Source organism: Thermodesulfovibrionia bacterium, from assembly GCA_030646035.1.
Lineage (GTDB): Bacteria > Nitrospirota > Thermodesulfovibrionia > UBA6902 > UBA6902 > JACQZG01.
Map to the genome: position 1 here is coordinate 154087 of JAUSMY010000030.1, position 26843 is coordinate 180929.

The window sequence follows — 26843 nt, forward strand, 5'->3', positions numbered from 1 at the left end:
CCTACTTCTTCCTCAAAGCCGCCTCAACCGTCTTGATGGCGCAGAACTCTCCGCACATGCTGCAAACCTCTGACTCAGTCGGCGGAACCAGGTCGCGCTTCTTTCTGACTCCCTCAGGGTCAAAGCTCAGGGCTATCTGGCCGTTCCAGTCGAGCGCCTTTCTTCTTCTTGCCATCTCGTTATCCATCTCGATAGCGCCTTTGACGCCTTTGGCGATATCAGCTGCGTGCGCTGCTATCTTTAAAGCGATGACACCTTCTTTCACATCATCAAGATCCGGAAGCCTTATGTGTTCTGAAGGAGTGACGTAGCAGAGAAAGTCCGCGCCAGCTGCTCCGCCTATCGCCCCGCCTATCGCAGCAGCGATGTGGTCATAGCCCATGGCGATGTCAGTGACAAGCGGGCCGAGCACATAGAACGGCGCGCCTTTGCAAATCTCCTTCTGCATTTTGATATTCAACTCAACCTGATTTATCGGGACATGGCCGGGCCCTTCTATTATTACCTGCACGCCTGCGTCAACAGCCCTGTCACGTAATTCACCGAGCGTAAGCAGTTCATCTATCTGCGTCCTGTCTGTCGCGTCTGAGAGGCATCCGGGACGCGCGCTGTCGCCGAGGCTCAATGTGAGATCATATTTCCTCGCCATCTCAAGGAGCCTGTCATATTCTTCATAAAGCGGGTTCTCCCTCTCATTGTAGATCATCCATTCAACAAGGAACGAACCTCCGCGGCTAACAATATCGAGTATCCTGCCTTCGTCACGCAGTGTCTGGATCGTCCTTCTCGTGAATCCGCAGTGAACAGTGACAAAATCAACACCTTCCTTTGCATGCTCCTCTATCGTCTGAAAAAGCATCTCAGCGGACATCTTTGCTATTGAGCCTTCTCTTTCAACCGTCCTGACTATCGCCTCATATATCGGAACCGTCCCGACTGAGATAGGAGACCTCTTCATAAGCAGATTCCTGATCTCCTTTATAGGCCCGCCTGTGGAAAGGTCCATCACAGCATCCGCGCCGTACTTCACAAGGACATCGAGCTTCTGCATCTCGGTCTCAAGGCATATGCTGTCCTTTGATGTTCCTATATTTGCATTGACCTTTGTGCGAAGTCCCTTTCCTATGCCGAGAGGTTTTATGTTGTGAAGTATATTCCTTGAGATAACGGTCAGGCCGTTAGCTATATCCTGTGAGAGCTGCTCAGCGCTCATCTGTTCATCAAGCGCAACCGCCCTCATCTCGTCGGTGATGATGCCCTTCTTTGCAAGATCTATCCTTGTCTCTTTTATATCAGCCATTTTATTCTCCTAAAATATTTATTAGTTCCCTTGTTTTTTCTTTTATGTCAACAGCGCATAATATCTCTGATATCATTGCCGCACCGAATGCGCCGGACTTCTTGACCTCATCTATATTCTCAGCCTTCACCCCGCCAAGCGCAAAGACAGGTATTTTTATTTTTCTGCTGACATCTTTTAATACATCAATGCCGAGTGGTTCACCGTACTTTAATTTTGAAGGCGTCTTGTAGACCGGCCCGAATGTTATAAAATCAGCTCCGCCCTTTTCAGCCTCTTTCGCCTCTTTTAAAGAATGAGTTGAAACACCGATCAATAACTTATTCTTTAAAGCCTTTCTCACCGCATCAGCCGGAATGCTCTTCTGTGTAAGATGAACGCCATCAGCTCCGACCGCAAGCGCGATATCGAATCTGTCATTGATAAATAGCTTTGCATCATACTTTGCAGTCAAGTCTCTCATTTTAGAAGCCAGCTTTAACAACTCTCTTGTCTCAATATCCTTCTCTCTAAGCTGTACAGCTTTCACTCCGCTAAGCAAAGACTTACGCACTGCCATGATGAGTGATGTGTGATGTGTGACAAGCTTTCTGTTAGTAATTAAATAGAGATCAAAATCTATGTTTCTATTTTTCACTTTCAACTATTTTTACAGCATCCCCTGTATCGGGCTGCTCGCGGTCGCGTATAACTTCCTCTCTATCCTGCCTGCCTTATATGAAAGGCGGCCTGCCATTACACCGTACTTCATCGCCATTGCCATTGCGATTGGGTCTTTCGCTCCGGCGATTGCTGTATTCAGAAGAACGGCGTCACATCCAAGCTCCATCGCAATTGCAACATCTGATGCAGTGCCTACGCCTGCATCAACTATGATCGGAACCTTTGCCTGTTCAAGAATGATCTTAATGTTGTATGGGTTCCTGATTCCAAGCCCCGAACCTATCGGAGCGGCAAGCGGCATGACAGCCGCAGCGCCTGCATCAACAAGTCTGAGCGCCATAACAGGGTCATCATTTGTATATGGAAGGACGATGAAACCCTCTTTCGCAAGTATCTCAGTCGCCTTGAGTGTTGCGCATGCATCAGGAAAGAGCGTCTTCTCGTCGCCTATCACCTCAAGCTTTATGAGGTCCGAGACTCCGGCCTCTCTTGCGAGCCTTGCGTATCTCAGAGCATCCTCCATCGTATAGCATCCTGCTGTGTTGGGAAGTATCTTGTACTTCTTGGGGTCTATATAATCAAAGAGATTCTCTGATTTGTTGTCAAAGATATTGGTACGTCTTACGGCAACAGTGACAACGTCAGCGCCCGATGCCTCGATGGCATCTTTGGTCTGCTGAAAGTCCTTGTACTTGCCTGTCCCGACCCAGAGACGGGATTTGAACTCAATGCCCTTGATAACCAATTTATCTTCCATATCTATCCTCCTCCGACAAAGTTAACTATCTCTACCGCATCCCCTTCTTTCAGATAATGATCATTGAAGTTGCATCTCTTTATTATCTTCAAATTAACCTCAACCGCAACCCTCGCAGGTTCGATATTCAGGTTTTCAAGAAGGCTGAATATCGTGATGCTCTCATCTACTTCTGATTCTATTCCATTTATTTTGAGTTTCATATATCCCTTCAAATAGTCATTCTGGCTTGTCCAGAATCTTCCCCTCTAATAAGAGGGGTAAGGGGTGTGTTTTATCTTAACATCCCCCTGTATCCCCCTTTTCTAAGGGGGAATTTATAAAACTGATTCCCGATTCTGGACAAGCCAGAATGACAGATAAATAGCAATCAGCTATATATGCACATCCCTCTTGCCTTGTTCAATCAATTTAATCTTTTCAGCAAACCCGTTTGAGTTTTTGCCTATCTCTTCATCAAGCATCTTTGTTAACTTATCCTTAACCTCGCCTGACGCGCAGTCTTCGAGATATTCTTTAAGGCTCAACAGCGCATTCTCATGACAGAAATTCTTAATGCCCTCTGCTTCCGCAAGCTCTCTGAACCTCCCTCCGCTTCTGCCTTCCCTGTAACACGCTGTGCAAAGGCTCGGCACAAGCCCGAGGCTGACTATCTTTTCGATAACTTCTTCAAGGCTCCGGGCATCCCCTATCTCAAACTGCTCCGTATCACCGTCATGCAGATAACCTGACGGGCTTGTCTTTGAACCTGCTGATATCTGTGATGCGCCGATAGTCAAAAGCTCATCCCTGATCCCAGGCTGTTCCCTTGTGGAGATGACAACGCCTACATAAGGAAGCGCGAGCCGGTATATGGCGACTATCTTCTTCAGGTCATGATCAGATACGCGGTATCTGCCAAGCTCTACACCGGAACCTTCGGCAGGCTGAAGCCTCGGCACTGATAGCGTATGCGGTCCAAAACCGTACTTATTTATCAACCTTCTGCTGTGTGAGATCAATGCCGCAATCTCCCAACGCCAATCGTAAAGTCCAAGCAGTACACCCATCCCAACATCCTCAAACCCAGCCTCTATCGCCCTGTCCATAACGCCGAGCCTCCAGGCGTAATCAGATTTAGCGCCTGTCGGGTGCATGTGCCTGTAAGTTGGAATATGATATGTCTCCTGAAAACACTGATACACGCCAATGCCCGCACCTTTCAGCCTCTTGAAATCTTCAACGCTCATCGGAGCGGTGTTCGCGTGAAGTATGCGTATGTCGGTCTTATCATAAATAGAATGTATGACCTTCTCCAAATAATCGATACCGGCAACTTTTACGTGCTCGCTCGTGACAAGAAGCAGCCTCTTGTAGCCCCTGTCAGAAAGCAGCTTTGACTCTTCAACCGCCTCATCAACCGTAAGCGTCTTTCTTACAGCATCTTTATTGCCTGTCCTGAATCCGCAATAAAGGCAGTCATTCACGCATTCATTTGAGAGATATAGCGGCGCAAAAAGAACGATCCTCTTGCCGTAGACCTTCTCCTTCACCTTTCCGGCAGCCTCAAATATCTCATCCCATAACCCCTTATCCTCAAGCGCAAGCAGGCTTGATACCTCGGTCATATCAAGGATCTGAAGGCCGAGAGACTTTGCAAGTATCTCGCGTATGTGTGCCGGGTCTGTGTTAATTTTCTTATTCATAGTCATAAAAATAAAAAACCGTATCCCAGAAAGGAATACGGTGAATGATTCTTCCTCCCTTTCCTCCGCCGGGATTAACCGGTTCAGGTTCAAGGGGTCTCCTTCCGGTAAATCGGAAGAACTCTCAGGCTAATGCCTCCCCCAGGGTAGTTAAAGTATAGCGTTAAGGAAAAAAGAGAGTCAAGCAAGTGAAAAAACCAGGCTGGTCTTAATTTTTTATGATATATTGTTCTTATGATATATCTAAGAAATCTGCTGATATTGCTGGCTCTCTTCATTTCATCCGCGCCGCTCTCCTCATCATACGCAGATGACGCGCTGAGAGTTGATGAGATAGTGGATAAGATGGACAAGCTATACCGCAGCAAGACGAGCCGCGGGCAGATCGAGATGATGATATCATCTGAGAACTGGGAGCGCACGCTCACAATGGACATATGGAGCGAGGGGCTTGACATGACCTTCATCAGAATAAAGAGCCCGAAGAAGGACGCTGATATCGCGACGCTCAGGATGAAGAATGAGATGTGGAACTACTTCCCCAAGATAAACAAGGTGATGAAGGTCCCGCCGTCGATGATGATGAGTTCGTGGATGGGGTCTGACTTTACGAATGACGACCTTGTGAAAGAGAGCTCCATGAGGGAGGATTATACCGGAAGACTGATAACTCCCGAAGACGCTGATACTGCGAATTACTATATCGAACTCATACCTAAAGCTGACATACCCACGGTCTGGGCAAAGATAATCCTCGTTGTCAGCAAAGGCGACTACCTTCCCGTGCGGGAGATATACTATGACGAAAAGGGGCAGAAGATGAGGATCATGGAGTTCAGCGAACCGAAGATCTTCAGCGGAAGGAAGATCCCTTCCGTGCTTGTGATGAGGCCGCTCAATAAACCTGAGAAGAAGACCGTCATAAAATATATCGAACTTGAATTTGACATAGCGCTTGAGCAGGATGTCTTTACGCTGAGAAACCTTCAGAGAATAAAATGATCGTCCATAAGATAGCCTTCCGCAATATCTTCCGCAACAAGTGGCGCTCGATACTTACAGGCATGATGATGGCAGGCGGCTGCGCACTCTTCGGCCTCTTCTTCGGAATGATAGACGGCACCTACGGCAATCTCATAGACATGTTCACCCGCGACCATACCGGCCATATACAGATCCATAAACAAGGGTATCTTGACAAGCCCTCGATATACAAGACGATCGCATCCGCCGATTCTATCGGAAAGAAAATAGAATCCATCCCATATGTCAATTCATGGGCTCCGAGGGTATACACACCTGCGCTCGCCTTTGCAGGAAAGAAGACAACCGGCGTAACTGTCATGGGTATTGATCCCATCCGAGAGGCAAACACGACACGGCTTAAGAACAAGGTGACCAAAGGAAATTTCCTTTCGGCTTCTCCTGAGCAGGAGGTCGTGATAAGCGACGGCCTTGCGAGGGTGCTTATGCTCGAGCTTGGGGATGAGATAGCGCTTATTGCGCAGGGCGTTGACGGCTCAGTGGCAAATGGGCTTTATAAGGTCACGGGAATCACCGGCGGCGAGGGCAAGTCCTACGGCGAGTCAAAGTGCTACATCCATATAAAGACGCTTCAGGATTTCCTCTCAATGGATGAAGGTGTTCATGAGATAGCTGTTGTGCTCAATGACCATTCAAAGACGCAGGAGGCTGCACGCCTCATTGCGGAAACACTTAATGACCCGATGATTGACGTTGACCCGTGGCAGGTTGTTGAGGCGCAGTTCTACAGCGCGATGCAGGCTGATCTCAAGGGCAACAGGTACTCCATCATAGTCTTTACGATAATCATAGCCGTAGGTGTGCTGAATACGATCCTCATGGTCGTGCTTGAGAGGACGCGGGAGTTCGGCGTGCTAAGGGCACTCGGCACAAGGCCGTCGCAGATATTTCAGCTGATAGTACTTGAGACATTATTCCTCTCTCTGCTCAGCATACTGGCAGGCACGGTAATAGGCGTAGCAGCGAACTGCTGGTTCCATACATACGGCATTACATACCCGACACCTATTGAATACGGCGGCTATCTCTTTACGAGGCTCACATCTGAAATAAGTTTGAGGTCTATATTTGTGCCGCCGCTTATAATTATCGCAACAGCTCTGATAGTGAGCATATGGCCTGCTGTAAGGGCTGCGAAGATAGTGCCTGTGAAGGCGATGAGGGCGAATTAGAATATGAAGATACTTCTAAAACTCGCATGGCGTAATGTCCTAAGAAACAAGAGAAGGACATTTCTGTCAGGAACAGCCGTAGGCATCACCCTCGCCTCTCTCATGCTCATTGACGGCCTCTACATAGGGATGATAAAGGGCATGATAAGCACGGCAACTGACACATTCCTGGGCCAGGGGCAGATACACGCAAAAGGTTTCAGCGATACGCTTGAGGTTGAAAAGACGATAAACGGTTCAGAGGATATCCTCGCCTCATTGGATAAAGAGGCCCTGCTTAAAGCCTATGCGCCAAGGACAGCGTCATTCGCCATGCTCAGCTCTCCTGCCGGAGTGACCTCTGTCCTGCTTTACGGTATAGAGCCCGGAAAAGAGAAGGATGTATCAATGATAGATGAGGCTATCAGAGATGGCGAATTCCTTCAGCCCGAAGGCGAGAGGCAGATACTCATCGGTTCAAAAGCTTCTGAGACGCTTGAGGCAGGGCTTGGCGACAGGCTTGTCCTTACGGTCGCGCAGGCAGGCACAGGCGAACTCTCTCAGGAGATGTTCAGGATATCGGGGATATATCATATGGGCATAAGAGAGGCTGACAGCGGCATGGCATTCATACATATTAGTAAAGCGCGCCAGCTTCTTGCCCTGGGCAGCGAAGCACATGAAATCGTTCTGAAGTTCAAAGACCTTGACAACGCAGGCAACAGGACGCTCTCTTTCTGGAGCAAATATTCAGGAAACAACAACGAGGCGTTAGGCTGGAGAGACCTGATACCGCAGCTCGACGGGATCATTGAGATGACAAAGATATCCACCATCATCACATCGACTCTCGTATTCTGTATAGTGGCGGTGATAATAATGAACGCGCTATTCATGTCGCTTTATGAGAGGATGTTCGAGTTCGGCGTCCTGCGGGCGGTTGGAACACGTCCAATGAGCATGGCTCTGATAATCTTCTTTGAAGCTGCATCTCTCTCTGCTATAAGCATCATAATGGGGCTTCTGATGGGGTTCGGCGTTGTCACCTTCTTTTCATGGTATGGTATAGATTATAGAGGTATTGAGTTTGCGGGCGTAACGGTAAATGAGCTTCTCTATCCTGAACTCGCGCTGAAGCAGTTCACCTTCTACCCGCTTCTCATATTTATATTTTCGATTGTTGCGGCAATATATCCGGCAGTCTTTGCGGCAAAGATGACGCCTGCAAAGGCTATGCAGAGAAGCATGTAGGCAATTCCCCTCTAGAAAGAGGGGCGCAGGGGTGTGTTTAAATAGAACGAGTATTTTAGGAGTATATAAGAGATTCAACAAACAGAATTAAATTAACACACCCCTTAATCCCCTCTTAATATAGGGGAAATAATGATATGTCAGAAAACGTAATAGAGATACAGCAGGTCTCAAAGGTATATAACACAGACGGCTCAGAGGTGCGTGCGGTTAACCGGCTCAGCCTCTCTATACAACGGGGCGAGTTCACTGCTATCGCCGGGCCTTCAGGTTCAGGCAAGACCACGCTTTTGAATATTATGAGCGGCCTTGATACTCCGACAAGCGGAAACGTGATGCTCTCAGGCAGGCAGATAAGCGGATTAAAGGGAAGCGAGCTCTCAGACTTCAGGCGCGACCATATCGGTTTCATATTCCAGTCCTATAACCTTATCCCCGTGCTTACAGTGAAAGAGAACATCGAATACATCATGCTCCTTCAGGGCGTGAGCGACAAAGAGAGAAGAGAACGCGTCGCATCAATACTGGCCGAGGTCGGGCTGAACGGCATGGAGGGCAGACTGCCGAAACAGCTTTCAGGCGGCCAGCAGCAGCGCGTTGCAATCGCAAGGGCGATGGTCTCAATGCCTGACATAATCCTTGCGGATGAACCGACCGCTAATCTTGACTCGCATACAGCCTCGACACTACTTGACATCATGCGGGAACTCAATGAGAAGAGCGGCATGACCTTCGTCTTCTCAACACACGACAGTATGATAATGGAGAAGGCAAAGAGGCTTGTGCTCCTCAAAGACGGCATGGTTGACAGAGATGAAGTAAGAAAGCCATGAAGGTCATAAGAAAAATAATTATTACTTTTTTTGCACTTCTGCTCTTATGTGCTTCCGCGTTTGCTGAAGAAAAGAAGATAGAGACGAGCGGATATATCAGGAGCTTCCTCATATTCACCAATTCAGAGAATGATGATTCCACAGAACTCCTCTCAAGGCTGAGATTACGGCTCTTCATTCCAAAAGAGGATAATATATCATGGGAGTTCGCATACGAACTTCTGCCGAGGTTAAGGCAAGATGCCGCTATCGTCTCCATATCTGCAAATCCACAGCTTATATACAGGGCGTTTGACCTTGACGAACTGGTATATCCCGGCAGCGCGGATTCAGGAAGCGACCTTGCGCTTTATCAAAACCTTGACAGGGCGAACGTAACCTTTGCGACTGATCATTTCGATGTTTTCATAGGGAGACAGGCACTTGCATTCGGCTCGGCAAGGGTGATAAACCCTACCGACATTATCGCGCCATTTACGTACAACACTATCGCAAAGGAGGAACTTACTGGGGTTGACGCGATAAGAATAAAGACACCTTTCATGGAGATGGGCGAGATAGATATGGGGGTCGTATCAGGACATGAGTTCAAACCTGAAGAGAGCGCGGCATTTATCAGAAGCCGGTCTTACATAAAAAAGACTGATGTCTCGGTCATGGCTATGGTATTTAAGGAGAATGTTTTAATCGGGCTTGATATCGCCCGCGCGATAAAAGGTGCAGGCGTATGGCTTGAGGCTGCTCAGGTATTTGCAAATGCAGCAGAGAGCTACAGGCCGGATGAGAATTATTTCAGGTTGTCGGCCGGGGCTGACTATAGCTTTACTGAAAAACTTTACGGCTACATAGAGTACCATTACAGCGGCGCAGGCAGCGGGCGAAGCGGGGATTACTTTTCTCCGATAAATAAAACAGCCTTCAGGGAAGGCGCTGTCTATCTTCTTGGCAGGCATTACATCGCGCCGGGATTCTCATATCAGATCACTCCCCTTCTGCTCTTCAGCGGCAGCGCACTCATAAACCTCAACGATGGTTCTGCTTTATTATCGCCGGTATTTGAGTACAGCATTGTGCAGGATATCTACGCGAACCTCGGCGCGTATATCGGATCTGGTGACAGTTCAGATAACATGCTGAAGCCTGAGAGCGAGTTCGGGCTGTATCCTGATACATATTACGCGGCTTTGAATTTTTATTTTTAGATTTACTGTTGTTCATTATTTCTTTATGTTCACTAAATATGAACAATACAAAAAAGTGAACAATCCTTAGCACCCACTTGACACCTTTATCAACTTCTGTTATTCTATATTTATGGAACAATCGAACTATGCAAAGATATTCAAAGCCCTTTCAAATGAGCAGAGGCTCGGCATCTTTATGATGATCTACAAGGACTGCTGCGGTTCAGGGGGAACGTTTCAGGTTGAGAAGAATAAAACCTGCTGTGAAGAAATTAAAGGCAGCGTAGGAAAGGCGTTCACTAAGGTTTGTGACTGCGTGAGCCTGTCGCGCTCAACAATATCGCACCATTTCAAAGAACTGCAGAATGCCGGGCTGATCACCTGTGAGCGCGAGGGGCAGGCCTTCCGCTGCCGTGTTAATAAAGATACTGTTAAAGCGATCAAGAAATTCCTGGATTAATATTTTTTTGTTAAGTTGGTTCGACGGTTGTCGAATATTAAAACTTTTTCATAGGAGGAAGTAAAATGAGTTCAGAGACAAAAGAGAAGAAAGAAGACGCAGCATGCTGCAGCACGAAAGAGAATGAGGCGAGCGGTTGCTGTTCAGGAGAGAAAGGGGCTATCGCATCTATCATCGAGGCGATGAAGAGCAGTTGCTGTTGCAGCCCGAAGAAGGAAGAGACAAAGAAGAAAAACTGCTGCGGTTAATATCGGATATGAGATGGGGTGCCTGCGAAGGCATCCCATCTTAGTTTCCTGATTATGTTGTATTCGTATTTGCCTGGAAAAGGAATTAATTATTTTCAGAAACGGCATCACTGCTAATTTTATTTTCTATGCTGTCACCCTCAATATCATATCCAGCTATAAACTCTTCAACCATCCTGAATGCTATATCATCGCTGAACTGTTTTGGAGGGTGCTTCATAAAGTAGGCGGAAGGTGAATACAGCGCGCCGCCCTTCCCTCTCTCAAGAGCAAGCTTGCAGCATCTTATTGAATCGATTGCAACACCGGCTGAATTTGGCGAGTCCTCAACAGAAAGCCTGAGTTCGAGATTCATCGGCACATCTCCGAATATCCTGCCCTCCATGCGGATGAAGCAGACCTTGTTGTCATTCTGCCATGGGACATAATCGCTCGGGCCTATGTGTATATTGTCAGCATCCATCCTCTCGTTAAGAATTGACTGGACCGCCTCTGTCTTGGATGTCTTCTTTGAAGCGAGCCTGCTCCTGTTGAGCATATTCAGGAAGTCTGTATTTCCGCCGGTATTTAACTGATATGTCCTGTCAATCGTTACCCCCCTCTTTTGAAACAGGTCGGTCAGAGTCCTGTGAGTTATGGTCGCGCCTATCTGCGCCTTTATGTCATCGCCAATTATGGGAAGCCCTTTCTCCATGAACCTCCTTGCCCATTCAGGGTCGCTCGCTATGAATACCGGCATATTATTTACAAAACCTATTCCTGACTCAAGGGCGCATTCGGCATAGAACTTTACACCTTCCTCAGAGCCGACAGGGAGATAATTCAGAAGCATCTCAGCGCCTGTTTCTTTAAGCGTCGTGACTACATTCTCTCTGGTGGCTTCATCTTCGCTGCTAAGTATAAATGTGCGCTTGGGATCATATTCATTCATATGCCTGGAGAATCCGTCGAGTATCCTGCCCATCTTCACCTTTACGCCTGTCTCGGGAAGATCTTTACAGAAGACGGCTGTACAGTTCGGAAGAGCGAAGACAGCCTCGGAAACATCCCTGCCGACCTTTCTCTTATCAATATCAAATGCCGCAACAACCTCAATGTCAAATGGTTTGTAGCCTCCGATATCCCAGTGCATCAGTCCGACAGCATCTTCGGCGGTTTTGTTTTTATAGTACTCAATGCCCTGTATCAACGAGCTTGCGCAGTTGCCTATCCCGGCTATAGCGATCCTGATCTTTTCCATACTAAACCCTCAATTAAACTGAATGTAATTTGATTATACGACTTTTTTCTCTATATGCAAAAAATATTGCCGCATTATCAATTGAGCTCGCTGTGGACAAATAAGACGCTATATTATATCTTAAACACTGACAGTTGAAACCGCTATAAAAGCACAAAGGGAAACTCAAATGGTAAAGAACGACCGCTGGATAATAGAGATGGCAAAGAAAGGGATGATAGAGCCCTTTGAAGAGGATCAGATAAAAAAAGGCATATCCTTCGGCGTCGGTTCATACGGATATGACATGAGGATATCTGATGAGTTCAGGATATTCAAGAGCGAGAACAGGTCTTTTGTTGACCCGAAGAACAGTGACCCTGACAACTTCATCCATTTCAAAGGCGATGTCTGCACCATACCGCCGAACTCTTTTGTTCTTGCGCAGTCGCTTGAGTACTTCAGGATACCGAGAGAAGTAGTGGTCATCTGCTTCGGCAAATCAACATACGCAAGGAGCGGAATCATTGTGAATGTGACGCCTCTTGAACCTGAATGGGAAGGGCATGTGACGATATCCATATCAAACACCTCCCCGCTTCCGGCAAGACTGTACGGCAACGAGGGGATATCACAGATACTATTTCTCGGCGCTGATGAAGTCTGCGAGATATCATACGCTGACAAGAAAGGTAAATATCAGGCGCAGAAAGGCATCACGCATTCAAAGATATAAATATGAAGATTTCAGACAAAATAATACTTGCACTTGATGTCGCTGACCGCAACTCAGCAATTGAAATAGTTAAGAAGTTCAAAGATCATATTGATATATTCAAGGTCGGCTCCGAGCTCTTTACATCCGCAGGGCCTGATGTCGTTAGAGAGATAAACTCCATGGGCAAGAAGGTCTTCCTCGACCTCAAGTTTCATGACATACCCAACACAGTGGCAAAGAGCGTCAGGTCTGCGGCAGAGATGGAGGTCTTCATGCTCAATGTTCACGCCTCTGGCGGCAGCGAGATGATGAAGAGGGCTGCGCAGGCGATCGCTGAAGTATCTTCTGAAAAGAATATAAATAAACCAAAGCTGATAGCGGTGACCGTGCTTACCAGCATTGATCAGACCATACTACAAAGAGAAGTAGGCATAGAGAAGGCGATAAAGACCCATGTGACGCACCTTGCAGAACTTGCCCGACAGTCCGGGCTCGACGGTGTGGTCGCATCCCCGCAGGAGACGCCTGTCATACGAAATGCCTGCGGCAAGGACTTTCTTATCGTCACACCGGGAATAAGGCCCTCATGGGCAGAAGCAGATGATCAGAAGAGGACGATGACTCCTGCGGAGGCGATCAGCAAAGGCGCTGACTACCTCGTTATGGGCAGGGCGATCTTATCGCAGCCTGACCCGCTCGATGCGTTAAAGCGTATAGAGGAAGAATTAAGTTACTAAAGCCATGAATTATGCTTATCCATCCGAACAGAGAAATATTCCTGAAAGACTCAAACACCGGAAAGATATTCCCTGTCTATACAGAACTGCAATTCATTGAGCCGAAAGAGATATACGAAAAGATAAAGAAACCTCACAGCTTCCTGCTTGAGAGTTCAAAAGGGCCTGAAAATATATCACGATACTCCTTTATCGGTGCAGACCCTTTTCTTCTCTTCAGGGCAAAAGACGGCAATGCTGCGATAACAGAGAAGAACCACACAAGAATTTCATCATCACACCCGCTCAAAAAGTTAAGAGAGATCATCACCTCCTTCAAAACAGAGAGAGATTATGCCCTGCCTCCATTTACAGGCGGGGCTGTGGGGATGCTCAGCTATGACTTTGTCCATTACTTTGAGCGGCTGCCGAAGACCGCTCTTGATGACCTCAAGATCCCTGATGCAGACTTCATGCTTTACGATACGGTCATAGCTGTTGACCATAGGCTTAATAAGACATTCATCATCTCATCTCCCGGCGCAGGGAAGCCCGGCAGTGACGATTGGGGAGGCCATTATGACGGAGCGGTTGATAAGATAACCAAGCTGCATGAAATAATTACATCCCGACTATTTTCTAAAGAAGAGTTAGGAGGGGTCAGTGACACTTCTGTTAAAGCCTCTTTGGAATTGAAACATGAGATGGGCAAAGAAACGTATATGAATATTGTTAAACGAACCAAAGAATACATAAAGGCAGGAGATATATTTCAGGCGAACCTCTCGCAAAGGGTATCTTCAAATCTCGGCGATACAGACCCGTGGCATATATATAAAGTGCTGAGCAGTATCAACCCGTCTCCCTTTGCAGCTTATCTTGATATGGGTGATTATTTCATCGCAAGTTCATCGCCTGAGAGGCTTGTACGCGTATCAGGAAATATGGTTGACACAAGGCCGATAGCAGGCACAAGGCCGCGCGGGGCTGATGCAGAAGGCGACAGGCAGATGAGGAACGACCTGCTCCTGAATGAGAAAGAGCGCGCAGAGCATCTCATGCTCATTGACCTTGAGCGGAACGACCTCGGCAGGATATCCGACTACGGCACAGTCAAGGTTGATGAACTGATGGTGACGGAAGATTATTCCCATGTCATACACATCGTCTCAAATGTCAAAGGCACGCTTGCAAAAGGCAAAGACTGTTTTGATGTGATAAAGGCGACATTTCCCGGAGGAACAATAACAGGCGTGCCCAAGGTAAGGTGCATGGAGATAATAGACGAGCTTGAGCCTGTGACAAGAGGGCCGTACACAGGCTCACTCGGATACATCGATTTCAACGGCGATATGGATCTTAACATCATCATCAGGACATTTGTGATAAAGGATGGTAAAGCATACGTTCAGGCAGGCGCAGGCATTGTGGCAGATTCAGACCCTGAGAGAGAGTATTACGAAACGCTGAAGAAGGCTGAAGCTCTGATAAAGACGTTGGAAATGCTGTAAGGGAAAAGCCTTGACAGAAAGCCGGTTATCTCCTTACACTACAGGTAAGGCAGATAGTTCCTTACCAGGAGGCAGATGATGATAGTTGCAAAAGTAACATCCAAAGGACAAGTGACCATCCCAAAAAAGGTCAGGGACAGGCTGGGCGTGCATCCCGGCGAAGATGTAGGTTTTGAGGAGAAAGAAGGAGTGGTAGTGATAACAAAGGCGGTGACCAAATCCCCTTTTGACAAATGGGTCGGCAGACTGGCAAAGCTTGAGGGACAGAAAAGCGATAACCTCGTAAAGGAGCTTCGGGGCAATTGATCACCGCGGTTGATACCAACATCCTTTTCGATATCCTTATTCCGGGAGAGTCCCACAGCGCGTCCTCAAAGAGGCTTCTGGACAAACATCTGGCAAGCGGCAAACTGATCCTCTGTGAAGTGGTTTTTGCCGAACTCGCAGCCAGATTTCCTTCCGAACAGGAATTGAAACTCTTTCTCGCAGAAACAGGCATGAGGCTTGTTCCGTCCAACGAGAAATCCCTGCACCTTGCCGGCACGCGTTGGGCTAAATATGCACAGAGAAGCAAGCGAAATCAGTTTTCCTGTTCAGAATGCGGCAAGACCTTTACAATGCATTGCCCGCATTGCAAAGCAATGGTCACAAGGCGGCAGATTGTCTTGAGCGATTTTCTGATAGGCGCTCATGCCCTTGAGCAGGCTGACTGCCTGTTGTCGCGGGACCTCGGGATATACAAAAGCAACTTCACTGATCTGAAGGTAATAGGTAAGATATGATGAAGACGCTGGAGATTTTGTAAAGGGAAAAGCCTGTCATTCTGGCTTGTCCAGAATCGATTAACCACACCACTACATTCTTTTATTTTATGCTTGTATTTTTCTTACTCATATAACTATACTTTTCTTATTCCAGCAAATACGGCTGGCTGTATTAATTGTTAGCTCCATGAATATAAAATAACCCTGACCAAGAGCGCCCGGCATCTATACCGGTCAAGAGAATAACAGGAGATGTAATAGCATGAACTATTCATCAATAAGAGACAATCATACTCACGGCACTGTTGGTGATTTTCTCAAGCAAACTATTTCTGCCAACTCGGAAGTCTCAATAGTTTCAGCTTACTTCACCATCTATGCTTATCATCAATTAAAAAATAATTTAGATGAAATCAAAAAGCTCCAATTTTTGTTCGGAGAACCCACATTTATTAAATCCATGGACCCGGACAAAATGAATACCAGGGATTTCAAAATTGAAGATGATAAGCTAACGATCCCGCTTGAAAGCAGACTTAATCAAAAAACTATGGCAAGAGAATGCTCTGAATGGATTAGGAACAAAACTGAAATCCGTTCTATGGTAAAACCGAATTTTCTACACGGAAAACTTTATCATGTAAGGCAGGAAAGCGGAATTGAAAAAGCAATAGCCGGAAGCTCTAATTTTACTGTAAATGGATTAGGGCTTGGAGGAAGTAAAAATATTGAGCTCAATCTTATCGTTGATAGCGATAGAGATCGCCAGGAACTTAAAAGCTGGTTTGATTCTATCTGGAATGATCAAACCGGATTGGTCGAAGATGTAAAAGATGAAGTCCTTAAATACCTTGAGCAATTGTATGTGGAGAACGAACCGGAGTTCATTTATTTCAAGACACTATACCATATTTTTGAAGATTATCTGAGCGAACAAAAAAAGGGCGGTTTACTGGACGAAAAGACCGGTTTTTATGATAGTGAAGTATGGAATATGCTGTATGACTTTCAGAAGGATGGGGTTAAAGGTGCTATTAACAAAATACTAAAGCACAATGGATGTATTATTGCTGACAGCGTTGGTCTTGGTAAAACTTTTGAAGCATTAGCTGTTATCAAATACTTTGAATTATTAAATGCACGTGTGCTTGTGGTATGTCCTAAAAAACTTACCGGCAACTGGACTGTTTATCAGGCAAGTCAAAACCATTCCCTTAATCCGTTTAAGAAAGACCGTTTTAATTATTCTGTAATTTACCATACAGATATGGGGCGTGAATCAGGGCGTTCAAATGCTAATGGAATTGAACTGGAAAACCTTAACTGGGGCGCATATGACCTCGTTGTGATTGATGAATCACATAATTTTCGTGGAAACCCCATGGATAAAGTTAAAGATGACGGTAAAATTAAAATGAACCGTGCTAAATGTCTTATGGAGAAAGTCATTAAATCCGGTGTAAAAACTAAGGTCTTAATGCTATCAGCTACACCGGTTAATAACACACTACGTGACCTAAGAAATCAAATTGCTTTTATTACCGAAGGGAAAGAGGACGCACTTTTTGAACATTGCAAAATAAAGAGCATCAGCGTGACTCTTGAGAATGCACAAAAAAACTTTACCCGATGGGCTGACCCTAAAAACAAAACACGCAGCATGAAACAACTCTTAGAAAGACTTGATTCTTCATTCTTCAAGCTGCTGGATGAACTCACGATTGCCCGGTCGCGAAAACACATTGTCAGTTTTTACAATATGGAGGCTATAGGTAATTTCCCAAAAAGGGAAAAGCCTCATTCCGTGTATCCTGATATTGATATCGATAAACGCTTTCCATCGTATGACAGAATCAACAAGCAAATTCTTGAATATAAATTATCTGTATTTAATCCATCTGCGTATGTGAAGCCAGACAAACAAAAGAAATATGAATTGCTCGCAGGCGCGCAGGTTCTAAACTTTAAGCAGGCTGACCGTGAATATTTTCTTATTGGAATGATGAAGATTAATTATTTAAAACGGCTTGAGAGCTCAATAGAATCATTTGAAATATCATTGGATAGAACCATACAAAAAATTGAAGGCCTCGAAGACAAGATCAATCGCTTCCTTACATCCAAAGCAACAAGCCAGGAAGAAACGCTCGAGTCCTTAACGCCATCGGATGAAGAACTTGGTGAAAATATTGACGAACAGGATGAATGGCAAGTCGGTAAGAAGTTGAAATTTGATTTTGCTGATCTCGAATTAAAAAAGTGGATCGTTGACTTAAAGAAAGACAAAGAAGCCCTGATTGATTTACTGAATAACGCAAAAGTTGTTACGCCTGAACGCGATGCAAAGCTGAAAGAGCTGAAGGCAATCATCAAGAAGAAAGTGAATAATCCAACAAATGAAGCTAATAAAAAGGTGCTTATCTTTACTGCATTCGCTGATACAGCAGAATATCTTTATGAAAACCTGAAAGGGTGGGTGAAATCAGAATTGAATCTTAATTCCGCATTGGTATGCGGCAGTTACACTCAGACATCATTCGGGAAAAATGACTATGACAGTATTCTGGTAAATTTTTCCCCTCGCTCTAAAAACAGGGCTCAATTGAATACATCCAGTCAAACTTTAGAGATTGATATTCTGATCGCCACGGACTGTATAAGCGAAGGACAGAACCTGCAGGATTGCGACTGCCTGGTTAATTATGATATTCACTGGAATCCGGTAAGAATTATTCAAAGGTTTGGCCGTATCGACCGGCTCGGAAGTATAAATAAAACCATTCAACTGGTGAATTTCTGGCCAACCAAAGACCTGGATAACTATCTCAACTTGAAAGGGCGGGTTGAATCCCGAATGGCGCTCGTGGACGTAACTGCCACAGGTGAAGACAATATTCTTAATACAGAACAGATAGAAGAACTGATAACCGATGACCTGAAATACCGCAACCAGCAATTGAAGAAACTACAACATGAAGTGCTCGATTTGGAAGACATGGATGAATCCATTTCTTTGACAGATTTTACACTCGATGATTTTAGAATAGAACTGATGAACTTTATTGAGAATAACAGGAAACGTTTGAAAGATTCCCCAATGGGATTATATGCGGTCGTACCTGCCCCAGGAGGTGAACATGCAAACCTCATAACCGGTAGAGAGATTAGCGCGTCTGAAAAAGAGATTATCAAACCGGGCGTGATTTATTGCCTTGTTCAAAAAAATGCATTTGAAGGCAACGAAGAAGTTAATCCGCTGAACCCCTATTTTCTTGTGTATGTGCGCGACGATGGGACAGTCCGCTATAATTACACTAACGCAAAACAGATTCTTGAGATTTATCGGCTTCTCTGTCAGGGGCAGAAGCAACCCTACGAACAATTATGCGCTTTATTTAATACGGAGACCGGCAACGGGGACACGATGGATAAATACTCAGAGCTGTTGAAAAAAGCGGTGAGCGAGGTTGTTCATGTATTCAAGAAAAAAGGGAATACCAAATTGACCACAGACCGGGCAGCGGTATTAATACCTATGACAAAGCAGATAAATGAACTGGACGATTTCGAACTCGTAACATGGCTGATAGTGAGGTAAACCATATGAAAAATAAAAAAATTGATGTCCATGGAAAAACGATCACTGTTCTCTCCGGCGAAAAAGAAGACTATATTTCTTTGACCGATATTGCCCGGCATAAAGACGAGCTTCATACAGATGATATAGTTAAAAACTGGTTAAGAAACAGGAATACTATTGAGCTGTTGGGATTCTGGGAACAATTACATAACCCTGACTTTAAACCCGTCGAATTCGACGGGTTTAGAAAACAAGCAGGGCTGATCCATCAGAATTTAGCGCAATCAGACCGGCTGACGCAACTAAACAAGATTGCTATTACTCAGATGAAGTCTTTAGTCCAGAATAGCAATATCAAGAAGTTGAGATAATCCATGACAGACAAAGAAATAAAACTGGCAATACAATCCGCAATAATATCATTGGCTACAGGCAGTTTAACGGGCCAGTCTATTTCATTTTTTAAGACACTTGGCTATAAGACTGAACGGCAAAATCCATTTACACACAAAACTTTTGCTTTCTTTAAAGAATCATTCCTTGATAGTGATTCAAGCTTTAACGAGGATAAGGCTTTAGTAAAAGAATGGAAATCTGTAGACCTGTTATTTCAATTAACCAAAGACGAAGTATCCGACACGGTAAGTCTGTTTGATACAAATAAAGTAGATAATACCATCATTGAGACTTACCTCTTTTTTGCTCTGGAACTGAAAAACCCTGAATACACCCGAACCGCGCTGGCACAGATCACCCGTGAGATAAACAAAGTATTCCCCATGCCGGTAATGCTGTTATTCAAGCATGGTGAACACCTGACTTTATCCGTGATAAACAGACGGCTGCATAAAAAAGACGAACAAAAAGATGTGCTGGAAAAAGTAACGCTTATTAAAGACATTTCTACACTCAGCCCGCATAGAGCGCATATTGAAATACTTTTTGACCTGTCCTTTAACGAGCTCAAGCGGATACATAAGTTTACCAACTTTATTGAACTGCACAATGCCTGGCAGAAGACGCTGGATACCAAAGAACTGAATAAACGGTTTTACCGTGAGTTATCCAACTGGTATTTCTGGGCATTGAATAATGTTTCATTTCCAAATGATATCGATGATGATAAAGACGACACCGTTTTTAATTCTGAAAGTATTATCAGACTTCTTACAAGGCTTATTTTTATCTGGTTTATTAAAGAGAAGAATCTGATACCGGAAAAGATCTTTGAAGAAAAAGAAGTATCAAAGCTTATCAAAGGATTTAATACAAAAGGCTCAACAGTATACTATCGGGCAATACTGCAAAATCTTTTCTTTGCGACATTAAATCAAAAAATTGAAGAACGCGTATTTGCAACAGATGGAGCATTTAAGGAGAACAAGAAGAATTACGGCATAAAAAACCTGTATCGCTATTCTTCTGATTTTGCGATATCAAAAGATGAAGTTATCAAGCTATTTGAAGGTGTGCCATTCCTGAATGGAGGGCTATTTGACTGCCTGGATAGTGAAGATAAAAACGGCAAAGTAATATATCTTGACGGGTTTTCCCGCAATTCGAAAAAACAAGCTCATGTACCAGATGAACTCTTTTTCTCAAAAGAGAAAATTATTGATTTAAGTGATGTTTATGATGACAAAAAGAAGAAAAATGAAACTGTCAAAGGTTTGTTTGAAATTTTTAAACAGTACAAGTTCACGGTAACAGAAAATACTCCTATTGAAGAAGAAATAGCACTCGACCCGGAGCTCTTAGGCAGAGTCTTTGAAAATCTCCTTGCCAGCTACAACCCGGAGACAAAAACCACTGCCCGCAAACAGACCGGCAGTTTTTATACGCCTCGCGAAATCGTCAACTATATGGTTGATGAATCGCTCAAGGCTTACCTAAAGCAGAAGCTTGAAACTGAAGCTGGGATGAAGCAGGACGATGCAGAGGTCGGGCTGGAATTTCTATTAGGCTACAACGAAAAGGAACATCTTTTTAATAAAAAACAGACCGCTGTCCTCATTAACGCCATTGATAGCTGTAAAATCCTTGACCCTGCCTGTGGTTCCGGCGCTTTTCCGATGGGGATACTTCACAAATTGGTGCATATCCTTCACAATATTGACCCGCAGAATAAGCGCTGGAAAGAACGGCAGATCAAGAAAGCCATGGCTATTGATGACACAAAAATCCGCGATAATTCAATTTCCGATATAGAAACCGCTTTTAATAATAACGAACTGGATTATGGGCGCAAGCTATATCTTATTGAAAACTGCATCTACGGCGTGGACATCCAGCCCATCGCCACACAGATCAGCAAGCTACGCTTTTTTATATCACTTATTGTTGACCAAAAAGCGGATAGAGCAAGAGATAATTTCGGCATACGGCCACTGCCTAACCTTGAGACGAAGTTCGTAGTTGCCAATACGCTTATCGGAATTGATAAACCGAAAGTCGGTGATTTTGTTGGAAGCCTTTTTGATAATACAACGGTAAAAGAACTTGAAGAAAAATTGAAAGATGTACGCCACAGATTATTCAGCGCCAAAACTCCGGCAATCAAACGCAAGCTACGTGAAGAAGATGCGAAGCTACGAGGACAGATGGGCGAGATACTTGAAGGTTCAGGGTGGAGCAATGAAAGCTCACGCCAGCTTGCCGGATGGGATCCATATAACCAAAACGCCAGCAGTCCGTTCTTTGATCCGGAGTGGATGTTTGGAATTGCAGATGGTTTTGATGTAGTGATTGGGAATCCGCCGTACATTAAAGAGAGTACGGATAAATCCGTATTTGATGGGTTAAGGAAATCAAATTACTACCAAGGCAAAATGGATTTATGGTATTTTTTTGCATCAGTTTGCATTGACATGCTCAAGAAAAATCTACATGGTTGTCTTTGCTTTATTGCAACAAACAATTGGATAACAAATTCTGGAGCATCTCAGCTCCGAAATAAAATTTTGACTGAAACAGAAATTCTAAAATTTATTGATTTTTCAGATTTCAAAATTTTTGAATCTGCTGGTATTCAAACAATGGTATTTGTTTTGGAAAAGAAGAATAGAGTCGATAAGCATGAGGTTCAGTTTTCAAAACTTAATGATTCTTCAATTAAATTTTCAGAACTAAATATGTTCCTAAAAAGAGAAAAGGATTGTAGGTTTTTATTTAATAAAAGCACTTTGATTTCAAATGAATTTATTAATAAAACAATAAATTTTTCACCTTATCTTGCTTTGGATGTTTTGCAAAAAATTGAGTCAAAAAGAAATTTCAACTTACTTGAATCTGAAATAAATTCAGGAATTGATATTCCACAAGACGTTGTGAATAAATCCAGTTTAAATGTTCTTGGTAATAATTATAGCGTTGGTGATGGGATTTTTGTTCTTTCCGATAAGGAATTAGAAGATTTAAACTTAAATCAAAACGAGCTTTCTCTAATTAAACCATTCTATACAACATCAGAATTATATAGATACAATGTGAACTCGCAAAACAATTTCTGGATTATCTATACTGATTCAACTTTTAAAAATCCAAAATCCATTGTGAAATTCCCTAATATTAAGAAACACCTAGATAAGTTTCAGAGTGTAATAACATCAGAGAACAAGCCCTATGGATTAAATCGTTCAAGGGATGAAAAGTTTTTTAAAGGTGAGAGAATAATTGTTCAAAGGAAGTGCTCCCAAAAGCCAAGCTTTGTGCATGTTTCTTTTGATGCATATTTCAACAGAACATTTATTCCTATTAGAACTGAGAGGATTGACCTAAAGTATCTTTCAGGACTTTTAAATTCAAAATTGACATCATTTTGGTTAAAGTACAAAGGTAAAATGCAAGGTGACAATTATCAAGTTGATAAAGATCCTATCCTCACAATACCAATATTAAATTACTCAGATAAATCGACCGCAAATAATCTTGTATCTATTACCATTACATCAAAAGACAAAGGAATATTTGAAGATGTTATTGATGCGGTTTTCTACGAACTCTACTTCCCCGAAGAAATTAAAGCCGCCGATGCCGAGGTGTTGAAGCATTTGACCAGCCTGCCGGAACTGAAAGACGACTGGAGTGATGAAAAGAAAATGAAGGTCATTGAGAAAGTTTACAAAGAACTCTCTGATCCGAAGCATCCGGTCTCTATCGCCATGGAAAAGCAGAAGACGGTACCGGAGGTTAGGATTATTGAGGGGCTGGATAAATGAACAAGATTAAGGAAGTATTTAAGCAGCTCGTTATTTGTTAAAATTAAATTAATTAAAGGAATAGGAGGCTACAAATTATGAAGAAAATAACCGCAACAGATACCCTTGAATTATCAATTCCAGAGAGAATTCAATTAGTGGAAGATATTTGGGATTCTATTGCCGAGCGGGCAGATTCTTTGGAGCTGACGGAGAACGAAAAAAAGATCATTGAAGAAAGACTTGAGGCTTATCACAGTAATCCTAATTTGGGTACTCCATGGAATGAGGTTTATAAGAGAATAGTCGCTAACCATGGAATATAAAATTATCATCAGGCCTGAGGCTGAAAAAGACTTGACGGAAGGTTTTGTCTGGTATGAAGACAAGAGGCTCGGATTGGGGTTTGATTTTCTTTTACAAGTCGATGCCGGGTTAAGATTTGTAGGAAGAAATCCAGAGATACACGCGTCAGTATATAAAGGGGTGCGCAGTCATATAATCAAGAGATTTCCATACAAAATAATTTATCTTATTGAAAGTCAAAGAATTATTGTGCTGGGTGTAATTCATGGAAGAAGAAGTCCGAGTCTTATGAAAAATAGAATAGATGACATCTAATAACCTTACACCTTGCTACCTGCATTAACCCTTACTGCCCTTCCCCGCAGCACTTCTTGTACTTCTTACCGCTTCCGCACGGGCACGGGTCGTTCCTTCCGATCTTCTGGTCTTTGATAACGGTCTGAGGCTTGCCTTCACCGCTTCCCTCTCCCCTGCCGTACTGAAGCTTTGACGGGCGTATGCTTATCTTCTTCTGGATCGGCTCCTCTTTTACAAGATGAATCTTGAAGAGCCTTCCGATGACCTCTGACGATACCCTGTCGCCCATGGCGGCGAACATGTCAAAGGCCTCCTTCTTATACTCTGTAAGCGGGTCCCTCTGGCCGTAGCCCCTGAGGCCTACGCCTTCTTTCAGATGGTCGAGGCCGAGGAGATGGTCTTTCCACTGTGTGTCAACCATCTGGATCATTATCATCTTCTCAAGATACCTGAAGTTCTCTGCGCCTATCTCATGCTCCTTCTCCTCATAGAGACGTTTGATCTCATCAATAAGCTTCTGGCGCATATCGTCAAAACTACCGGCATCAAGATCAGAGGTTATATTGAACTTTCCGTAAAGCGCGTCTTTGAGCCCCTTGATATCCCACTCTTCAGCATGCTTGTCTTCAGGGCAGTGGTCCGCGAGTATATCATCAAGGATGTTCTCAGCCATCTCAAATATCTTATCTTTCAGCCCCTGCTCGGAAAGTATCTCGCGCCTGTAAGAGTATATCTCTGTCCTCTGTTTATTCATTACATCGTCATAATCTATCAGGTGCTTTCTTATATCAAAGTTATGCCCTTCAACTTTCTTCTGCGAACTCTCTATGCCTTTGGATACCCACGGGTGCTCTATCGGCTGGTCTTCCTCCATGCCGAGCTTTTCCATGAGGCCTGATATCCTGTCAGAGCCGAATATCCTCATGAGGTCGTCTTCAAGCGAGAGATAGAACCGTGATGAGCCCGGGTCTCCCTGACGGCCTGAACGGCCTCTGAGCTGGTTATCTATCCTGCGTGATTCATGCCTTTCAGTGCCCAGGATATGAAGCCCTCCGGCATCTAAGACCTTCTTCTTGTCCTCTTCGCAGAGCTGCTGCGCCTTCTTCAGGGCATTCTGGAAATCCTCATCAGTATATGATTCCTTCTCCCTGAGCATATCCTTGGCAATGACCTCGGGGTTTCCTCCAAGCACTATGTCTGTGCCTCGGCCTGCCATGTTTGTGGCGATGGTGACAGCTCCGCTTCTTCCCGCATGGACGACTATCTCCGCCTCTCTCTCATGGTATTTGGCATTGAGGACCTGATGCGGCACCTTCTTCTTTTTGAGCATTGAGCTGATAAGCTCTGACTTCTCAATCGATATGGTTCCGACAAGCGCAGGCTGTCCCCTCTTATGGCAATCCTCTATCTCATTAACCACGGCATTTAATTTGCCTTTAACATTTTTATATATAACATCAGCATTGTCGATCCTTATCATCTTCTTATTGGTGGGGATGACGAGCACGTCAAGGTTGTATATCTTTGCAAACTCCGCAGCCTCTGTATCCGCAGTGCCGGTCATACCTGAGAGCTTGTTGTACATCCTGAAATAGTTCTGAAAGGTGACAGATGCAAGCGTCTGGTTCTCGCTCGCTATCTTGACGCCCTCCTTTGCCTCTATCGCCTGGTGCTGACCGTCAGACCAGCGCCTGCCCGGCATGAGACGGCCGGTGAACTCATCAACTATTATGACCTCGTCGTCCTTTACGATATAGTCAACATCACGATGGAAGAGCACATGCGCCCTCAGCGCCTGATTCAGGTGATGAAGGATGTCCATATTTGAGATGTCATACAGGTTATCTATCCCGAGAAGCTTCTCAGCCTTTGAATTTCCCTCATCAGTGAGAATGATGTTCCTTGCCTTCTCATCGACTGTGAAATCCACATCGCGTACAAAACCCGGGATGACCTTGTCCACCTTGTAATACTTGTCAGTTGATTCCTCAGAAGCGCCGGATATGATGAGCGGCGTCCTCGCCTCGTCTATCAGGATACTGTCAACCTCGTCAACTATCGCGTAGTTAAGCTCCCTCTGGACATACTCGCTTATGTCATACCTCATGTTGTCCCTGAGATAATCAAACCCGAACTCGTTATTTGTGCCGTAAGTGATATCTGAATGGTAGGCGTCTCTCCTGCTTATGGGCCTCAAGTACCTGAGCCTGCTGTCCTCTGAGTGAAAGGATTTGTCATATACAAAAGAGGTGTCGTGCTGGATAGTGCCTACGGAAAGGCCAAGGAAATGATATATCGGCCCCATCCACTGAGTATCCCTCTTTGCAAGATAATCATTGACTGTAATGACATGCACGCCTCTGCCGTCGATCGCGTTCAGATATACCGGCAAAGTGGCGGCAAGCGTCTTTCCCTCTCCGGTCTTCATCTCAGCTATCTTCCCCTGATGAAGCACAATGCCGCCTATGAGCTGCGAATCAAAGTGACGCATACCGAGTATCCTGCGTGACGCCTCCCTGACAACCGCGAACGCCTCAGGCAGTATGTCATCCAGCGTTTCACCGGCAGTAAGCCTTTTGCGGAATTCATCTGTCTTTCCCCTCAGCTTCTCATCATCAAGCGAAGACACCGCAGCTTCCGCGGCGTTTATACTCACAACTATCTGGTCGAGAAGCTTAAGGTCGCGCTCGTTCTTTGTGCCGAAGATCTTTGTTATTAAACCGAACATGGTTTTTATTATAGCAAAAAAACATTTGCGATAGCGGGTAGGCGAAATAGCCTGTTATATTACTCCCCGCATAATGCGCTTGCAATACTGAACAGGCTCAATATAAAATACTTCATACTTAATTCCATAGCGGGCGTAACTCAGTGGTAGAGTGCTAGCTTCCCAAGCTGGAAGTCGCGAGTTCAAATCTCGTCGCCCGCTCCAATTTTAAAGAGATTAACTTTCAACTTCT

23 protein-coding genes, 1 tRNA gene, 1 pseudogene and 1 riboswitch are annotated in these 26843 nt (G+C 44.6%); of the genes and pseudogenes, 18 read left to right on the plus strand and 7 right to left on the minus strand.

The window, feature by feature from the left end:
- Position 1: 1 nt before the first annotated feature.
- The 5 genes from thiC to hydG form a co-directional block, all read right to left on the minus strand.
- Positions 2 to 1291 (minus strand): phosphomethylpyrimidine synthase ThiC, encoded by a 1290-nt coding sequence (gene thiC, locus Q7U10_04450; protein MDO8281861.1) that lies wholly within the window; start codon positions 1289 to 1291, stop codon positions 2 to 4.
- Positions 1292 to 1301: 10 nt separating this feature from the next.
- The gene (gene thiE, locus Q7U10_04455; protein ID MDO8281862.1) at positions 1302 to 1937 is read right to left on the minus strand and encodes a thiamine phosphate synthase; all 636 of its coding nucleotides are present in this window, start codon (positions 1935 to 1937) and stop codon (positions 1302 to 1304) included.
- Positions 1938 to 1949: 12 nt separating this feature from the next.
- Positions 1950 to 2720: a thiazole synthase gene (locus Q7U10_04460; protein ID MDO8281863.1), complete on the minus strand. Its 771-nt coding sequence runs from the start codon at positions 2718 to 2720 to the stop codon at positions 1950 to 1952.
- Positions 2721 to 2722: 2 nt separating this feature from the next.
- Positions 2723 to 2923 carry a sulfur carrier protein ThiS gene (gene thiS / locus Q7U10_04465; GenBank protein ID MDO8281864.1) on the minus strand — a complete coding sequence of 67 codons (201 nt, stop codon included), beginning with the start codon at positions 2921 to 2923 and terminating at the stop codon, positions 2723 to 2725.
- Positions 2924 to 3094: 171 nt separating this feature from the next.
- Positions 3095 to 4405 (minus strand): [FeFe] hydrogenase H-cluster radical SAM maturase HydG, encoded by a 1311-nt coding sequence (hydG, locus tag Q7U10_04470; GenBank protein MDO8281865.1) that lies wholly within the window; start codon positions 4403 to 4405, stop codon positions 3095 to 3097.
- A 43-nt stretch (positions 4406 to 4448) separates the two neighbouring features.
- Positions 4449 to 4558, minus strand: a riboswitch (TPP riboswitch).
- A gap of 81 nt (positions 4559 to 4639) precedes the next feature.
- Between hydG and Q7U10_04475 the strand changes: the two genes are divergently transcribed.
- The 7 genes from Q7U10_04475 (at position 4640) to Q7U10_04505 (ending at position 10576) form a co-directional block, all read left to right on the plus strand.
- Entirely contained in the window at positions 4640 to 5407 is a 768-nt protein-coding gene (locus Q7U10_04475; protein MDO8281866.1) for an outer membrane lipoprotein-sorting protein, read from the plus strand.
- A complete protein-coding gene (locus Q7U10_04480; protein ID MDO8281867.1) occupies positions 5404 to 6621 on the plus strand; it encodes an FtsX-like permease family protein in 1218 nt (405 codons plus the stop codon). Before Q7U10_04475 ends, Q7U10_04480 begins: the two co-directional genes overlap by 4 nt.
- A 3-nt stretch (positions 6622 to 6624) precedes the next feature.
- A complete protein-coding gene (locus Q7U10_04485) occupies positions 6625 to 7851 on the plus strand; it encodes an FtsX-like permease family protein (GenBank protein ID MDO8281868.1) in 1227 nt (408 codons plus the stop codon).
- 137 nt (positions 7852 to 7988) lie between these two features.
- Complete coding sequence (locus tag Q7U10_04490; protein ID MDO8281869.1) at positions 7989 to 8684, plus strand: ABC transporter ATP-binding protein; 696 nt, start codon at positions 7989 to 7991, stop codon at positions 8682 to 8684.
- The gene (locus tag Q7U10_04495) at positions 8681 to 9886 is read left to right on the plus strand and encodes a hypothetical protein (GenBank protein MDO8281870.1); all 1206 of its coding nucleotides are present in this window, start codon (positions 8681 to 8683) and stop codon (positions 9884 to 9886) included. Before Q7U10_04490 ends, Q7U10_04495 begins: the two co-directional genes overlap by 4 nt.
- Positions 9887 to 9998: 112 nt before the next feature.
- Entirely contained in the window at positions 9999 to 10328 is a 330-nt protein-coding gene (locus Q7U10_04500; GenBank protein ID MDO8281871.1) for a metalloregulator ArsR/SmtB family transcription factor, read from the plus strand.
- A gap of 65 nt (positions 10329 to 10393) precedes the next feature.
- The gene (locus Q7U10_04505) at positions 10394 to 10576 is read left to right on the plus strand and encodes a hypothetical protein (protein MDO8281872.1); all 183 of its coding nucleotides are present in this window, start codon (positions 10394 to 10396) and stop codon (positions 10574 to 10576) included.
- An 85-nt stretch (positions 10577 to 10661) separates the two neighbouring features.
- Here Q7U10_04505 and Q7U10_04510 read toward each other — a convergent pair whose 3' ends face one another.
- The gene (locus tag Q7U10_04510; protein ID MDO8281873.1) at positions 10662 to 11816 is read right to left on the minus strand and encodes an inositol-3-phosphate synthase; all 1155 of its coding nucleotides are present in this window, start codon (positions 11814 to 11816) and stop codon (positions 10662 to 10664) included.
- A gap of 169 nt (positions 11817 to 11985) precedes the next feature.
- Between Q7U10_04510 and dcd the strand changes: the two genes are divergently transcribed.
- From dcd to Q7U10_04560, 10 genes and pseudogenes are all read left to right on the plus strand, one after another.
- The gene (gene dcd / locus Q7U10_04515; GenBank protein ID MDO8281874.1) at positions 11986 to 12531 is read left to right on the plus strand and encodes a dCTP deaminase; all 546 of its coding nucleotides are present in this window, start codon (positions 11986 to 11988) and stop codon (positions 12529 to 12531) included.
- 2 nt (positions 12532 to 12533) lie between these two features.
- Entirely contained in the window at positions 12534 to 13250 is a 717-nt protein-coding gene (gene pyrF, locus Q7U10_04520; protein ID MDO8281875.1) for an orotidine-5'-phosphate decarboxylase, read from the plus strand.
- Positions 13251 to 13261: 11 nt separating this feature from the next.
- The gene (locus Q7U10_04525; protein MDO8281876.1) at positions 13262 to 14740 is read left to right on the plus strand and encodes an anthranilate synthase component I family protein; all 1479 of its coding nucleotides are present in this window, start codon (positions 13262 to 13264) and stop codon (positions 14738 to 14740) included.
- 75 nt (positions 14741 to 14815) lie between these two features.
- Positions 14816 to 15046, plus strand: a complete 231-nt coding sequence (locus Q7U10_04530) for an AbrB/MazE/SpoVT family DNA-binding domain-containing protein (protein ID MDO8281877.1) — start codon at positions 14816 to 14818, stop codon at positions 15044 to 15046.
- Entirely contained in the window at positions 15043 to 15522 is a 480-nt protein-coding gene (locus Q7U10_04535) for a type II toxin-antitoxin system VapC family toxin (GenBank protein MDO8281878.1), read from the plus strand. The genes Q7U10_04530 and Q7U10_04535 overlap by 4 nt, the downstream gene beginning before the upstream one ends.
- Positions 15523 to 15766: 244 nt before the next feature.
- Positions 15767 to 19102 (plus strand): helicase-related protein, encoded by a 3336-nt coding sequence (locus Q7U10_04540; protein ID MDO8281879.1) that lies wholly within the window; start codon positions 15767 to 15769, stop codon positions 19100 to 19102.
- A 5-nt stretch (positions 19103 to 19107) separates the two neighbouring features.
- Positions 19108 to 19347, plus strand: a pseudogene (locus Q7U10_04545) (KilA-N domain-containing protein).
- Between the two features lie 111 nt (positions 19348 to 19458).
- Entirely contained in the window at positions 19459 to 23301 is a 3843-nt protein-coding gene (locus Q7U10_04550) for an N-6 DNA methylase (GenBank protein MDO8281880.1), read from the plus strand.
- A 77-nt stretch (positions 23302 to 23378) separates the two neighbouring features.
- On the plus strand, positions 23379 to 23606 hold the full coding sequence (locus Q7U10_04555; protein ID MDO8281881.1) for an addiction module protein: 228 nt from the start codon (positions 23379 to 23381) through the stop codon (positions 23604 to 23606).
- The gene (locus tag Q7U10_04560) at positions 23596 to 23901 is read left to right on the plus strand and encodes a type II toxin-antitoxin system RelE/ParE family toxin (protein MDO8281882.1); all 306 of its coding nucleotides are present in this window, start codon (positions 23596 to 23598) and stop codon (positions 23899 to 23901) included. Before Q7U10_04555 ends, Q7U10_04560 begins: the two co-directional genes overlap by 11 nt.
- Positions 23902 to 23932: 31 nt before the next feature.
- Here Q7U10_04560 and secA read toward each other — a convergent pair whose 3' ends face one another.
- Positions 23933 to 26611: a preprotein translocase subunit SecA gene (secA, locus tag Q7U10_04565; protein ID MDO8281883.1), complete on the minus strand. Its 2679-nt coding sequence runs from the start codon at positions 26609 to 26611 to the stop codon at positions 23933 to 23935.
- A gap of 129 nt (positions 26612 to 26740) precedes the next feature.
- On the opposite strand from secA, the gene Q7U10_04570 reads away from it, so the two are divergent.
- Positions 26741 to 26815 (plus strand) — tRNA-Gly (locus Q7U10_04570).
- Positions 26816 to 26843: the final 28 nt, after the last annotated feature.